This is a genomic window from Vibrio minamisatsumaniensis (assembly GCF_050337445.1).
Lineage (GTDB): Bacteria > Pseudomonadota > Gammaproteobacteria > Enterobacterales > Vibrionaceae > Vibrio > Vibrio artabrorum.
Window position 1 is genome coordinate 1 of the sequence record NZ_JAKJSY010000065.1, and the last position, 15,398, is coordinate 15,398.

At 44.7% G+C, this 15,398-nt stretch carries 10 protein-coding genes; 6 read left to right on the forward strand and 4 right to left on the reverse strand.

Features of this window, described 5'->3' with window-relative positions; translation table 11 throughout:
- Nucleotides 1-368 precede the first annotated feature (368 nt).
- The 3 genes from L4B77_RS14635 to L4B77_RS14645 are packed head-to-tail and all read right to left on the reverse strand — an operon-like array spanning nt 369 to nt 5,469.
- Entirely contained in the window at nt 369-3,476 is a 3,108-nt protein-coding gene (locus L4B77_RS14635; protein ID WP_429751303.1) for an efflux RND transporter permease subunit, read from the reverse strand.
- Complete coding sequence (locus L4B77_RS14640; RefSeq protein WP_429751305.1) at nt 3,473-4,810, reverse strand: efflux RND transporter periplasmic adaptor subunit; 1,338 nt, start codon at nt 4,808-4,810, stop codon at nt 3,473-3,475. Before L4B77_RS14640 ends, L4B77_RS14635 begins: the two co-directional genes overlap by 4 nt.
- Nucleotides 4,810-5,469, reverse strand: a complete 660-nt coding sequence (locus tag L4B77_RS14645) for a TetR/AcrR family transcriptional regulator (RefSeq protein WP_261838792.1) — start codon at nt 5,467-5,469, stop codon at nt 4,810-4,812. The genes L4B77_RS14640 and L4B77_RS14645 overlap by 1 nt, the downstream gene beginning before the upstream one ends.
- A 568-nt stretch (nt 5,470-6,037) precedes the next feature.
- Between L4B77_RS14645 and leuA the strand changes: the two genes are divergently transcribed.
- From leuA to L4B77_RS14670, 5 genes are all read left to right on the forward strand, one after another.
- Nucleotides 6,038-7,585, forward strand: coding sequence for a 2-isopropylmalate synthase (gene leuA, locus L4B77_RS14650; protein ID WP_372040542.1), 1,548 nt, complete (start codon nt 6,038-6,040; stop codon nt 7,583-7,585).
- Nucleotides 7,586-7,682: 97 nt separating this feature from the next.
- The gene (gene leuB / locus L4B77_RS14655; RefSeq protein ID WP_429751308.1) at nt 7,683-8,774 is read left to right on the forward strand and encodes a 3-isopropylmalate dehydrogenase; all 1,092 of its coding nucleotides are present in this window, start codon (nt 7,683-7,685) and stop codon (nt 8,772-8,774) included.
- A gap of 116 nt (nt 8,775-8,890) precedes the next feature.
- The gene (gene leuC, locus L4B77_RS14660; RefSeq protein ID WP_261838789.1) at nt 8,891-10,303 is read left to right on the forward strand and encodes a 3-isopropylmalate dehydratase large subunit; all 1,413 of its coding nucleotides are present in this window, start codon (nt 8,891-8,893) and stop codon (nt 10,301-10,303) included.
- Between the two features lie 14 nt (nt 10,304-10,317).
- On the forward strand, nt 10,318-10,920 hold the full coding sequence (leuD, locus tag L4B77_RS14665; protein WP_261838788.1) for a 3-isopropylmalate dehydratase small subunit: 603 nt from the start codon (nt 10,318-10,320) through the stop codon (nt 10,918-10,920).
- Nucleotides 10,921-11,076: 156 nt separating this feature from the next.
- Entirely contained in the window at nt 11,077-11,871 is a 795-nt protein-coding gene (locus L4B77_RS14670) for a DUF547 domain-containing protein (RefSeq protein ID WP_429751310.1), read from the forward strand.
- A 138-nt stretch (nt 11,872-12,009) separates the two neighbouring features.
- On the opposite strand, the gene djlA is transcribed toward L4B77_RS14670, so the two are convergent.
- Nucleotides 12,010-12,864 carry a co-chaperone DjlA gene (djlA, locus tag L4B77_RS14675; RefSeq protein WP_429751312.1) on the reverse strand — a complete coding sequence of 285 codons (855 nt, stop codon included), beginning with the start codon at nt 12,862-12,864 and terminating at the stop codon, nt 12,010-12,012.
- 149 nt (nt 12,865-13,013) lie between these two features.
- Between djlA and lptD the strand changes: the two genes are divergently transcribed.
- Nucleotides 13,014-15,371, forward strand: a complete 2,358-nt coding sequence (gene lptD, locus L4B77_RS14680) for an LPS assembly protein LptD (RefSeq protein WP_429751314.1) — start codon at nt 13,014-13,016, stop codon at nt 15,369-15,371.
- The last annotated feature ends 27 nt before the right edge of the window (nt 15,372-15,398 follow it).

The following is a 15,398-nucleotide window of genomic DNA, read 5'->3' on the forward strand; positions in this document are numbered from 1 at the left end:
TAGCTATTTATAAAAAAATATAAAACGCCATTTTTATGAATTTTCCTGCGGTTAGTTTAACGATTGCCTCTTTTACTCATATCGCCCATCAACTATTGAGCCTATCTAGGCTATACCTATCATTGATAAGCGCGACTTATGCATCAGGTAGGTAATCCATAACAAGAAAAGTCTACTTTGCCGCAAAAATTTTTTCCTAAAGTCATCTTGATTCGCTCACTTATTGACTAAAATACCCATTGAACGCGTTTATTTTCCACGTGAATAACGGTGGATGAATAAGGCCCACGTCAAAATAAAGCAACTTTAGGCCGCTCTATTTGCTCGATGACTTTTCCGTCTTTAATATCCGCGAACAAACGTAGATTCTAGAGCGTGAGTGGCTGGTGCTTTTTCACCAAACCGAAATCAGCCAATATCGCGTAGGCCGCTGGAATCATAAATAGCACCAACAAAGTAGAAGCAAATATTCCAAAAACTATCGAGATCACCAAGGGTTGAATAACCTGAGCTTGTAAACTGGTTTCCGTTAACAAAGGCAGCAAACCTGCAGCAGTGGTCATCGACGTCAAAAATACCGCACGAAAACGCTCACGACTGGCTTTCACCACCGAATCATGCACACTGTCCCCTTCATCAATGTGATGACGTATATACTGCACCAACAAAATAGAATCATTAACCACTATACCTGCGAGTGATACAAAGCCCATCATGCTTGGCATACTCAAAGCGTGGCCAAGTATCCAGTGACCAACGACCACACCAATAAAAGCGAGTGGAATCGCCAACATCACGACCACAGGCTCTAAGTAGCTTCTGAACTGGTAGCTAAGAATCGCAAATACGCCGAATAAGCCGAGCAAGAATCCTTTGCCCATCGAGGTTCCAGTCTTAGCCGTATCCTTGGCCTCCCCTTCGAAATCAAAACGCAACCCTGGGTATTTTTTCGTTAGCTTGGCTGCTTCCTCTTTTTGGAACTGAGCTAAAATCGCTGAAGAACTGGCCTTCTTATTATCAATATCACCAAAGATACTGATCGTTCTCATCCCATCAATGCGCTGGATTCGTACGTAGTTACGTTGAAAATCCAATGTCGCTAAAGTCGCTAACGGGATCTGACTGCCATCAGGAGTTATGATCGGGAAGTTGGCCAGTTGCTGTAAATCCCCTGCTTGCTTTTTATTAAGGCGAACCTCAATCGAAATATTTTCAGCCCCAATTTGAATCTCATCCGCCGTTTGCCCAAAGAAAGCCGCTCGTAACTGAGACGCAATCATCTGGCCATTCACATTGTAGGTTTCAGCTCCAGGGCGCAGCTTCACCAAGATCTCTTCTTTACCCATGCGCATGTCATCAAGCACGCCATGCACCCCATCAAACAGATTAAGGTACTCCTGAATATCCAAAGAAGCAGATTTCAACGCACTCAGGTCATCGTGTTTGGCGCGGATTTCAATAGCACGACCGCCCGGCCCCATGGTCGGTTGCTTGAACACCAACGAAATCGGATCCGCTAAGTCGCCAATATCCTCTCGCCATGCATCAAGGAAGTCATCGATAACCGTATTACGGCTCTCTGCTCCGCGCAAATCTAAGCGTACTGTGGCTAAGTGCGGGCCAGACTCATTGGCATCAGCGTTGGCATTGAATTGGCTGGTGATATGCTCGACCAGTGTATTACCTTCCTCAACCTCTTCGCTCCATTGCTTGTTCAAACGCTCAGCCGACGCAACAATTTTATCGACCACTTTTTCAGTTTGAGACAATGATGCGCCCGGCGGAAGAATGATACGCGCCTCGGCAATATCACCATCCAGTTCAGGGAAAGGTTGGAACTTAACAACACCACCAGCAATCAAGGCGACCGAAAGTAACAACAACGTTATTACTCCCCCCATAAAGGCATAACGAAATGTCACGACTTTCTCAACCATGTTCATCAAAGTGGTATTACGAAAGTTCTCGAATTTCTCAAGTAACACAACCTTAAAGCGCAGCGCTGGCTTGTCATTTTTTTCTTTTTGTAAAGAATGGGATAGGTGATTAGGTAGAATCAGGAAGGCTTCAATCAAGCTCAACGACAGCACCAAAATCAAGACTTGAGGAACAGCCTTAAGCACCGCGCCCATCTCGCCATCAAGAAACAGTAAGCTACCGAAAATACACACCGTGGTTAGGAAAGAAGACAGTACTCCGGGAAGCACTTTGTTAACGCCGTTGTACACAGCATCATCTACGCTCTGCCCCCGGTCTAAATGGGACGCTATCGATTCGGCGATAACGATGGCGTCATCCATCATAATACCGATTGCCATCAACAACCCGACCAATGACATAATGTTGATCGACAAACCAAGGTTGGCCATTAAGAACAGACCACCAAGGAAGGCCACCGGCAACCCTGCCGCCACCCAAAACGAATAACGTAAGCTGAAGAACAGCCACATGGTTGCGAAAACCAGCACAATACCTTGCCAGCCATTGCTCACCATCATGGTTAGACGATCCCAAAGTACAGAAGAGAGATCGTTGGTCATTTGTAGCGTCACGCCATCAGGGGCAATCGCGCTTTGATCTTCAACGAATCGCGTTACGTTCTCTTTGATTCGCAGCGCATCGTCTTCTTTGTTCTTACTGATCTTAAGCAGATCCGAAGGCTTGCCATCAAACAACACTTTCTGCTCATCAAGCTCAAAGCGATCGGTTATTTTGGCTATGTCCCTTAAACGGATCACTGAGCCATTCGGCGCCGATCCAACCACGATACTTTCCAGCTCAACCGGTGTAATTCGTCTTTCGTCAAACCGAATCAGGAAGTTTTTGTCTGGCGTTTCAACGTTACCACTCGGTAGTTTTACATTTTGACGGCCAATTTGATCGGCGATATCTCCAACACTTAAGCCCAACTGACGAATGGCTTGAATATCCAGTTCTACACGATACTGATGAGCAGAAAAACCACTGACTTCCACCAAAGAAACATCGTAGTCACGCTTCATGGTGCGCTTAAGATCTTCCGCGTACGCCTTAAGTTCCGGCCAAGAGGTTTCAGCGGTAATAGCAACATCAACAACCGGTTCGTTCCAATCCAGTTCTTTGACAACTGGGGATTCAATCTCGGTTGGAAAGTCATTGATCGAGTTAATCTGAGTTTGTACGTCCACCAGCATTCGGCCAATATCTGCTTTCTCATTGAGTTTCAGAATGAGCCGTGCACTGCCTTCAGTCGCCTCACACTTTGTCTCTTCAATGTTAGCTAACCCATCGACGGCATCTTCCATTCGCACACACAAGCTCTCTTCCACTTCTTGTGGTGATGCTCCGGGATACACGATTGCAGCCATAATATAAGGCGGGTCATAGGCAGGAAAGGTTTCACGTTTGATGGTTGATAGTGAGCTTATACCCAAGATCAACAACCCAAGCATCAACAAATTGGCAGCAGTTGGATGTCGAGAGAAAAACCGTATCATAGAGAACTCTCTTGCTTATCATCAACCAAACCAATAGTTTCAGGGACAGATTCTTTGAGTAGCATGCCTTGAATCGCAGGCAGAACATCATTAAGAATTAACTTATCCCCCTCATGCAACTCACCATCCACGATAACTTGGTTATCTCGGCGATAAAGCACTTCAACACTCACCACTTGCAAGTGCTGACTGTCATCCATCAGGTAAACCTTATCACCGTGCAGGGCTCGCTCTGGAACCACCCAACTCAGATTAGCGACACCTTCAATCTCAGCTTTGACAAACATGCCGTTGACCAGAGGCGTTGCGCTGTCAGGTTGTAATTGCGAGTAATCTTGAGCGATCTCGAGAATAATCCCCGCCGTGGCTTGCTTTTCATCAACCGTTTCGCTAATTCTTGCCACCTTCGCAGGCCAGCTAAGGTTCAGGTTGCCACTGCTCAACTGAATACTCGCCTTAATCGGAGCTTCATAAAGATTAGGGATACCTGTGGCATCACGAGGAAATTGAACAAAACTTGAGACTAAGGTTTGCATATCGTGAATAGAAAGTTGTGCCTCCACTTCCATGACATTAATCCCGTGAGCCACAAACATTTCTTGCTGAAGATTAACGACTTGATTTTGTTCGATATCAACCTGAGCAATTCGCATCGTTCTCGGCAAGGTCACGATCGTCTTGTCCAAAGAGCGTTGCGCCTCTTTAACTTTAGATTCATTCACTTTAATCACCGCTTCCGCGACGCGCTTTTCGTCGGGTATCAAAGCCATTTGGTTAGTAATGTCCAACACTAGCTTCTGCTGAGACAACGCGCTTTGTTGTTGGAGGTCGACATCAGACTGAGAAGTCAGCCCTTTCTTACGCAGATCCTGCTTACGTTGTAGCTCTTTATTGCTGATCACTAAGCGATTCTTTTCGATCTTAAGAGTCTGATTGAGGTTATCTTCTTCTTGATTCAATTTCGCTAGCGAAGTTTGGCTTGATGTCAGATCCGCTTCTGCTTGTATCAGCTTCAATTCATAATCCAATGGATCAACCTTGAGCACGACCGTTCCTGCAGGGATCACCTGGCCTTTTTCAAGATCTGGATGTCGATACACGATTTGTCCTGTCACCTCAGCAATCGCTTTCCATTCAACTTTCGGCACCACTTTGCCAAAGCCGACCGCTAACGGCGCTATCAGTTGTTGTTCTAGGCTCACAGTATCAACTAAGCGAGCCCTATCACCCGCAGGTTTGGTTGGAAGATCCGGCTTCAAGTTAATCGCGGCGACAAGGCCAATAACACCAACCGCAAGTGCTGGAAAGAAGAGGCGTTTTTTATTTATTTTCATTATCTTTGTTCCTGCACGGAAGAAGGGCTCGGTGCGTTGATAAAGCCTTCGGTCATCAGTTGAATGTTGTGTTCGATTAAACGATTAAGAAATTCTTCATTAATCTCAATACCATGGATTGCCAATAAAGGCGGCGGAGCGATGAAAGGAAACACCATCAAGCTTACGTACGAAACACGGCACAATGTTGGATCCATGTTCTGTTTTAAGATGCCTTGTTCAACCAACTTTTCAAAAATGACATCTTGGGCTGGCTTGGCGACATCGAGGAAAACCTTTTCGAGCAACTCTCTTTGCACTTCAGAGGGAGGCATATTCATCACTTGGGCAATCAAGCGTGGAAACTTCGGCACCTTGACCATCTCTTTGTAGTAAGTCCGCATTAAATCAAGAAAGTTCTCATGACTGCTTTCTTCAACCAATCTTTGCATCTGCAATTGCATCGGTCGTAAGGTTTCACGTAGCATCGCTTCAAACAGCCCGGCCTTACTGCCAAAGTAATAACGGATCATCGCAATGTTGACACCTGCACGCTCAGCAATCAGGCGCGTCGAGACCTTGTCGTACGGCTGAACAACAAACAGATCGCGAGCATGCTCAACCAATAACTGTCGAACATCTAAGTTCTTTTGAGGTCGCCCCGCTTTGCGTGCCGTCATGGCAGAAATCCATCTCTATAATTAATCATCTGATTAATTATAGAGATAAACAGGCGTAACAATAGAAGATTAATTACTCACTATTTAATCAATTGATTAATTAATTGGGTTACGCTTGTGATTTTTGGGGTGAATCGTTCCATCAAAAAGATTTACTACAAAGTTTTAACCTACACATAAGCCAAACGATAAACTAACCCCCCAATACAAATCCACCAATCAGATGATTTATCCAACAAAGCAATGTAAAGCAGCATAAACCAAAACAAAACGTTGCCAATGCACGCTGATATTGGATTTTCTTGTTTGACGCTCAGAATAAATTGCGGTAAATATGGTGTTAACAGTTTATTTACGGATATTTGTGTCATGATTTTTTCTTCTTCTCGACTTCTGAAACTACTCCTTATCGTGAACCAATCGCGCGGGTAAGTTGTGGGTCAAGAACGACACAAATATTAAAACCCGCACTAAGCGGGTTTTTTTGTAACTGCCACTTTTAAAAGAACATCATTCTTAATAATAATTTGGATAGCAATCGATTCATTATCGATATAAGGAAGCACCCATGAACGATCAAGTAATAATTTTTGATACGACCTTACGTGATGGCGAGCAAGCGTTGGCAGCAAGCCTTACGGTAAAAGAGAAGTTACAGATCGCTTATGCACTTGAGAGACTGGGTGTCGATGTTATCGAAGCGGGTTTCCCAGTCTCATCGCCAGGCGATTTTGAGTCAGTACAAACCATTGCTAAGAACATTAAAGACAGTCGTATCTGCGCCCTTTCTCGCGCCGTAGCGAAAGATATCGACGCGGCTGCAGAAGCACTAAAAGTCGCCGAGCAGTTTCGTATTCACACCTTCATTTCAACATCAACGGTTCATGTACAAGACAAATTACGCCGTAGCTACGACGACGTGGTAGAAATGGCCGTTAAAGCCGTGAAACACGCTCGTAACTATACGGACGATGTTGAATTCTCTTGTGAAGATGCCGGACGTACGCCAATTGATAACCTATGTCGCATGGTTGAAGCGGCGATTAACGCAGGCGCAAAAACCATCAACATTCCTGACACCGTTGGCTACACTGTTCCGAATGAGTTTGGTGGCATTATCCAAACACTATTCAATCGCGTACCAAACATCGACCAAGCGATCATCTCGGTTCACTGCCATGATGATTTAGGCATGTCCGTTGCAAATTCAATTGCGGCTGTACAAGCTGGTGCTCGCCAAATTGAAGGTACGATCAATGGGATAGGTGAACGCGCGGGTAACTGTTCTTTAGAAGAAATTGCGATGATCATCAAAACGCGTCAAGAGCTTTTAGGTGTCCATACCGGTTTAAATCATCAAGAAATTCACCGTACCAGCAAATTGGTTAGCCAACTTTGCCACATGCCAATCCAGGACAATAAAGCAATCGTAGGTGCGAATGCATTTAGCCACTCCTCAGGTATTCACCAAGATGGCATGCTTAAAAACAAGAACACTTACGAGATCATGACTCCCGAGTCGATTGGTTTGAAGAATAAAGCACTCAACCTAACCAGTCGCAGTGGTCGTGCTGCCGTCAAGAGCCACATGGATGCAATGGGTTATAAAGACAATGAGTACAATCTAGATTCATTATACGAAGACTTTTTGAAGCTGGCTGATCGTAAAGGCCAAGTGTTCGATTACGACTTAGAAGCATTAATGCACTTCGCAAATCTGCGAGATGAAGACGACTTCTATAAACTTAACTACCTAAGCGTACAATCTGGTAGTGTAATGTCGACCACCAGTATCAAGCTGCAATGTGGTGATGAAGAAAAATGCGAAGCGGCTGTCGGTAATGGTCCGGTTGATGCTTTGTATCAATGTATCTATCGCCTAACAGGTTACGACATCGCATTGGATAAATTCGATCTGACCGCGAAAGGCGAAGGTGAAGATGGCTTAGGACAAGCGGATATTATTGCTAATTATAAAGGCCGTAAATACCATGGTACGGGCGTTTCTACCGATATTGTTGAAGCCTCTGGTCAGGCACTATTGCACGTTATTAATAGCATTCAACGCGCAGACACCATCGAAGAAATAAAGCAGCAAAAAATTGCGACCGTTTGATCACACAATAACAGAGCCCTAGAGCCAATGTTGTTGGCTTTAGGGACAAAATTTAAAACGAGCTAATGAGCTCAGCAACAAGAATTAAAGGATTAACATGACTGATAAATCATACAAAATTGCCGTACTACCTGGCGATGGCATTGGCCCAGAAGTAATGCAACAAGCACATAAAGTGCTAGACGCGATCGAAAAGAAGCACGCGATTCACTTTTCTCGCGAAGAGTATGATGTTGGTGGTATTGCGATTGATAACCACGGCTGCCCGCTTCCAGAAGCGACAGTAACAGGTTGTGAAGAGTCTGATGCGGTACTGTTTGGCTCGGTTGGCGGTCCCAAATGGGAACACCTTCCACCAAACGACCAACCTGAGCGTGGTGCTCTACTACCTCTACGCAAACACTTCCAACTTTTCTGCAACCTACGCCCGGCACAAATTCACAAGGGTTTAGAGGCTTTCTCCCCACTTCGTGCTGACATCTCTGAGCGCGGTTTTGACATCGTTGTTGTACGTGAGCTAACTGGCGGTATCTACTTCGGCCAACCTAAAGGTCGCGAAGGTGAAGGCGCAACAGAAAAAGCCTTTGATACCGAGGTTTATCACCGTTACGAAATCGAACGTATCGCAAAAATTGCGTTTGAATCTGCCCGTCTACGTAACAAAAATGTTTACTCAATTGATAAAGCGAACGTCCTACAAAGCTCTATCTTATGGCGCGAAGTCGTAGAAGAGATCGCAAAAGACTACCCCGATGTGACACTAAACCACATGTACATCGACAACGCGACCATGCAGCTAATCAAAGATCCATCTCAGTTTGACGTCATGCTATGTTCAAACATCTTTGGTGACATTATCTCTGATGAATGCGCAATGATCACAGGCTCTATGGGCATGCTTCCTTCTGCAAGTTTGAACGAAAGCAACTTCGGTCTATACGAGCCCGCGGGCGGCAGTGCACCAGACATCGCAGGTAAGAACATCGCGAATCCAGTCGCACAGATTCTTTCAGCTGCGCTAATGCTGCGTTACAGCCTAGGCGAAGAAACGGCAGCACAAGACATCGAGTCCGCGGTTTCTAAAGCACTTTCAGCAGGCGAGCTAACGGCTGACCTTGCAGGTAACAACCAAGCACTGACGACCTCAGAAATGGGTGACAAGATCGCTGAGTACATCTTAGCGTCATAAACTGGATGCTCTGATAAGAAGCCAGTACATAAAATAATATCAAGCCAAGTCAGCTTAAACAGCACGACTTGGCTAGAAACAAACACTGGGACGGATGCTCCCAAGGAAGAAAAGCTATGTCGACAAACCAGCAAGCCAAAACCTTATACGAAAAAGTGTATGACGCGCACGTTGCAGTAGCAGCAGAAGGTGAAAACCCGATTCTTTATATCGATCGCCACCTTGTCCACGAAGTGACATCACCTCAAGCCTTTGATGGCTTACGTGAAAAAGGCCGTAAAGTTCGCCAAGTTAGTAAGACTTTTGCGACCATGGATCACAACGTATCGACCCAAACTAAAGACATCAACGCATCTGGCGAGATGGCTCGTATCCAAATGGAAACGCTATCGAAGAACTGTGAAGAGTTTGGTGTCACGCTTTACGACCTAAACCACAAATACCAAGGTATTGTGCACGTAATGGGCCCAGAGCTAGGCATTACGCTACCGGGCATGACCATCGTATGTGGTGATTCACACACTGCGACACACGGTGCATTTGGCTCACTAGCATTTGGGATCGGTACTTCAGAAGTTGAGCACGTTCTAGCGACTCAAACGCTAAAACAGGCACGTGCGAAAACCATGAAGATCGAAGTTAAGGGCAAAGTTGCTCCGGGTATTACAGCCAAAGATATCGTGCTAGCGATCATCGGTAAAACAACGGCTGCCGGTGGTACTGGCTACGTGGTTGAATTCTGTGGTGAGGCCATTACCGACCTTACGATGGAAGGGCGTATGACAGTATGTAATATGGCGATCGAGCTAGGTGCAAAAGCGGGTTTAATTGCGCCTGATGCTACAACATACGAATACATTAAAGGCCGTAAGTTCTCTCCACAAGGCGAAGACTTAGAAGCAGCAATCGAATATTGGAATACCTTGAAAACTGATGCTGACGCAACCTTCGATGCGGTTGTCACGCTAGAAGCTGCTGATATCAAACCACAAGTTACTTGGGGCACGAACCCAGGTCAGGTTATCTCAGTAGACACACCAATCCCTGCACCAGAAAGCTTCGCTGACCCAGTAGAAAAAGCGTCGGCTGAAAAAGCGCTGGCTTACATGGGTCTTGAAGCAGGCAAATCTCTATCGGATTACAACGTTGATAAAGTGTTCGTTGGCTCTTGTACAAACTCTCGTATCGAAGACATGCGTGCCGCCGCCGCGGTCGCGAAAGGTCGCCAAGTCGCAAAACATGTACAGGCATTGATCGTTCCAGGTTCAGAACAAGTGAAAGCACAAGCTGAAGCTGAAGGCTTAGATAAGATCTTCATCGAAGCAGGCTTTGAATGGCGCCTACCGGGTTGCTCTATGTGTCTTGCGATGAACAACGACCGTCTAGGTCCACAAGAGCGCTGCGCATCTACATCAAACCGTAACTTTGAAGGTCGCCAAGGCCGTGATGGTCGTACGCACCTAGTTAGCCCAGCCATGGCAGCCGCAGCGGCAATCGCTGGTCACTTTGTCGATATTCGTGAACTTTAATTAGAGGATTTAACATGTCAGGTTTTCAACAACACACCGGATTAGTCGTTCCTCTAGATACGGCCAACATCGATACAGATGCGATCATCCCAAAGCAGTTTCTACAGAAAGTAAACCGCATCGGTTTTGGTAAGCACTTGTTCCACGACTGGCGCTTCCTTGATGACGCAGGCCAACAGCCAAACCCTGAATTTGTGATGAACAAAGCTCGCTACCAAGGCGCTTCGATTCTTCTCGCTCGTGAAAACTTCGGTTGTGGCTCATCTCGTGAACACGCACCTTGGGCGCTTGCCGATTACGGTATCCAAGTAATGATTGCACCTAGCTTTGCCGACATCTTCTACGGTAACTCGATCAACAACCAAATGGTGCCAGTTCGATTGACTGAGCAAGAGGTGGATGAGCTATTCCAATTCGTCGAGGCGAATGACGGTGCAGAAATCACGGTTGATCTAGAAGCAATGAAAGTGAGCGCGAATGGCAAAGAGTACTCGTTTGAAATTGATGAGTTCCGTCGTCATTGCTTACTGAATGGTTTAGATAATATCGGCCTGACACTTCAACACGCCGATAAGATCTCAGAATTTGAAGCTAAGATTCCTAGCTTCCTAAAATAATCAGACATTTCTGAATAAATCTAAAGGTTGGCCAGTGCCAACCTTTTTTATTTAGCTGAATATATTTATTAGACTTAACTCTGTAATTTAACTGAAGAACCATGAAAGAAAATCGTAAAGCATAAGGTCTTAGTAGTCAGTCAGCAGGAGAATGCCATGAAACCACTACTTTTAATTGTCAGCCTACTTTTCTCGACCTTTGCGTGGTCTGCGCCGAAATCCGAACTTTGGCCATATTGGAATCAAAGCAACGAAACCCACCAAGAACAGATATCTCATCAAGATTGGCAGCAATTCCTCGACCGTTACCGAGTAAAAAAAGGACAAAACGCTCTCGTTCGTTATCAAGCGGTAAGCACTGAAGACAAGGCAAAGCTCAAGCATTATATCAAGAGGTTAGAACAGCTTAATCCGCTCAACTATTCAAAAGCAGAACAGTATGCCTATTGGGTTAATCTATACAACGCTGTGACTGTCGATTTGATTCTTGATGCCTACCCGATCAAATCCATCACTAAACTTGGCGGACTATTTAGTTTTGGGCCGTGGGGAGATGATGTGGTAGTCGTTAACGAGAAATCATTGACACTCAACGATATTGAACATCGAATCCTAAGACCGATTTGGCAGGACCCACGTACGCATTATGCGGTGAATTGTGCAAGTTTAGGGTGTCCGAACCTGCAACCTCAAGCCTTTACCTCAGACAATACAGAATCCTTGTTAGAGCAAGCCGCTCGTGAATTTGTAAACAGTAACAAAGGTGTTCTGGTGACCAATAATAAACTCCAACTGTCATCGATTTACCAATGGTTTGCAGTGGATTTTGGTACAGAGCAACAACTCCTTCAACACTTAGATCTGTATCGCACTCAACCCGTCACGAATACACACAAAATCAGCTATGACTACGATTGGTCACTCAATCAAGCAAACGAACGCTCACGCTAAAGTCCCTAACAAAAAAGAAGCGAAAGTTTTTATTAACCAATGGCCTCTTGTTCGATAGGGCTTTAACACGACTGTTGATTCCTGATTAGAAGACCGAAAGAATATCTGATGACAATCAGGATCACTCAAAACGGTCGACTACTTAAAGCCTTTGACCTTCTTAATGAGGTCATAAGCATTTTGAATTTCTTGTGATTTTTCTTTCGCGACGTTCATCATTTCGGGTGGTAAGCCCTTCGCCATCAACTTGTCTGGGTGATGTTCATTCATCAGTTTACGGTAGGCTTTCTTCACCTCTTTACCATCCGAATTTTCACTCACACCAATAACTTTATACGCATCTGCCAATTGATTTTGTTGCGAAGCTTGCTGCCAGCCTGATGATTGACCATGGCCTTGATGGCCTCCAAAGCTCCCTCCCTGCTGTTGAAAGCGGAAGGCGGCTTCTTGCATTTGCAAACGTCGTTCTAGTTGCTCCGCAGAAAACCCAAGCCCTTGCGCTATCCTGTGTAAGACCTGACGCTCACTCGGATGTAAACTGCCATCAGCAAATGCCGCAGAGACTTGAAGCTCTAAAAAGAACTGCAGCAAGTCAAAGCGCCCCCCCGATGAAATCTTGACACGCTCAAGCACATCATTTAACGGGAAATCCCCCTCTTTACCATCACGAAATGCATCTTGCGCGGCTTTACGTTGCTCACCATGCAAATTCATTCGCTCCATCATGGTAGAAGCGAGCTGAATCTCTTCTCGGGTAACCTGCCCTTTGGCTTTAGCAACGTGCCCCATTACTGCAAATGCTGATGTAAAGAACTCGTTCTGTTTTTCCGCTTGGTTTGGTCCACGCCCAAAACCAGAGCTATTAAAGCCCGAATGATTTAAACGGCGAGCCTTATCGAATTGATGCCCGAGAAAAAGGCCCAAAACTAAACCGGGGATGTTCCCAAATAAAAAGCCAAAAAAAGCGCCCAAAATTTTGCCAAATATTTGCATTATGTGTTCTCTATCTATGAATTTTATCTGAGTACAGCTGTCTGATGGTGCTGAATGCTAATATTTCCTTTATCATAAGGAAAATGCTTTATTAATTGGATTGATACTAGATCAACCCTTCATCTAGTAACACAGGATAGTTCAACTTCATGCAATGTTTTTCCCGCACCTTGTTAGCTGCATCTATAACGACAGCGTTATGCGTGCCGACAACTCAAGCCGAAACCATCATCGATAGTAGTGTGCAGGAAATGCCCTCTATAGATCAATGCTTGATCGAACCCGCTGCAGAAAACGAGACACAACTGCCCGCTCATGTTGAGTCCGATCGCTTAGAAGCTATCAATGGTGATAAAGCCATGTATTCAGGGGATGTTAGAGTTACGCAAGGCAATAAAACCATCCTTGCTGACAATGTTACTCTACACCAAAAAGAAAATATCGTTGTTGCTGAAGGCAATGTGAACTTTAGTGATGGTCAAATTAAGTCCGTGTCAGAAAGAGCAACCAATAATCTGACGACCAATGACATAACGTTAGAAAACACCGATTACGAATTCCTTTGTGAACCTGGTCGAGGCGACGCGGTTTATGTATCCAAAACAGGGAAAGCGGTTTATGAAATTGAAGATGGCTCCATTACCTCTTGCCCTATCGGTGACAATGCTTGGCGCCTAAGAGCATCGAGTATCAGTGTCGACCAAAACGAAGAGCAAGCCACTTTTTATAATCCGCGTTTTGAAATCCAAAGTGTTCCCATCTTTTACTTACCTTACTTAACGGTACCTATCGGTGATACGCGTAAAACAGGCTTTCTATACCCTACGGTATCATACGGTTCGAGCGATGGCTTTGAAGCAGAGGTTCCCATTTATTGGAACTTAGCACCAAACTACGACTTGGAAACCACGCTCAAGTACATGCAAGAGCGTGGCACTCAGCTAAACAGTAAGTTCAGATACTTAAACGACTTTGGTTCAGGTAGCATCAAATCTGAATATTTACCTGACGACCAAAAATACCAAGACAAAGGAGCTCGTTGGGGGGCGCAACTTGAGCACTCAGGAATATTCCAACAATCTTGGTTATTCGAAATCGATTATTCAAAAGTCAGTGATATCGATTACTTCACGGATGTAAACTCAAGCAGTATTGGTAACCGTGAAGATGGTCAATTGCTTCAAGAAGGGCAAGCAACCTACCGTACTCAAAACTGGGATGCGTCAATACTTGTCCGTGATTTCCAGATCCTGACTAAAAGTAATAACTTGCCGTACCGCCTTATGCCGCAGGTGGCCTACAACTATTATGCTCCTCAGGTAATGGATCACCTTGATTTCGACCTCATCAGTCATATTTCAAAATTTGATACTGATGCCTCGGGTAAGCCATCGGCCACTCGTGTCCATGTTGAGCCAGGTATAACCATACCATTCGGCAATACTTGGGGAACCTGGACAACAGAAGCTCGACTGCTTGGCACTTATTATCAGCAAGACCTTGATGGCGTAGATACAACATCAGGAACAGCAGGAACAAACCCATATTATGGATTAGAAGATACGGCATTTCGTGTTATTCCAGAGTTTCGAAGCCATGCCGGAATTGTTTTAGAACGCGACACAAAAATTGTCGGCAACTACACGCAAACCCTTGAGCCTCAAGTACAGTACCTGTATGTACCCAAAGAAAATCAAGAAAACATTGGTTTTTACGATACGACACTGCTGCAAACGGATTACTATGGTCTATTCCGAAGCCGTAAATACAGCGGTGTAGACCGTATTGCTTCAGCAAACCAAGTGAGCTATGGCGCATCATCTCGCTTTTTTGACGATGAATATAGAGAACGTCTCAATATTTCCTTTGGCCAAATTTTTTATATCGACCGAAATACAAAAGCAAGCAATACCCAAAACAGTCCAAATAATACAAAACAAAACTCTAGCTATTCATCTTGGGCTGTTGATGTTGATTTTAACTACGATGATTCCTTGTTCTACCATGGTGGGCTGCAGTACGACATTGATACATCAGCAATGCAGCTAGCCAATAGTACGTTAGAGTACCGTTTTGCTGGCGGTTACGTACAAACCAACTACCGCTATGTAACCAAAGAGTATATTGAAGACACCGTTGATTTTAATGTTGGTTCAATCACGAAAGAAGGTATCTCGCAGGCGGGTTTACTCGGTGCTTACCAAATTTCACCGAAATGGAATGCCAGTGCTCAATATTTCTATGATTTAACAACAGAAGAAGACCTCGAGTGGTTAGCGAGACTTAACTATAAATCGGATTGTTGGTATATCGGCTTTACCTATAGTAACCGTTTGACAAATAACATTAGTAATCCAAATACGACACCTGAATATGAAAATAACTTCAGTGTGAATTTCGGTATTGTTGGCTTTGGTACTAACATCGGTTCTGATTCTGGTGCTATCGGTGAAAGCAGCGCTGACAACTCACTGAGCTACGGTCGCCCATTTTTCTTAAACAACTAATTTTCTTTATTGATAAAACATCAGTAA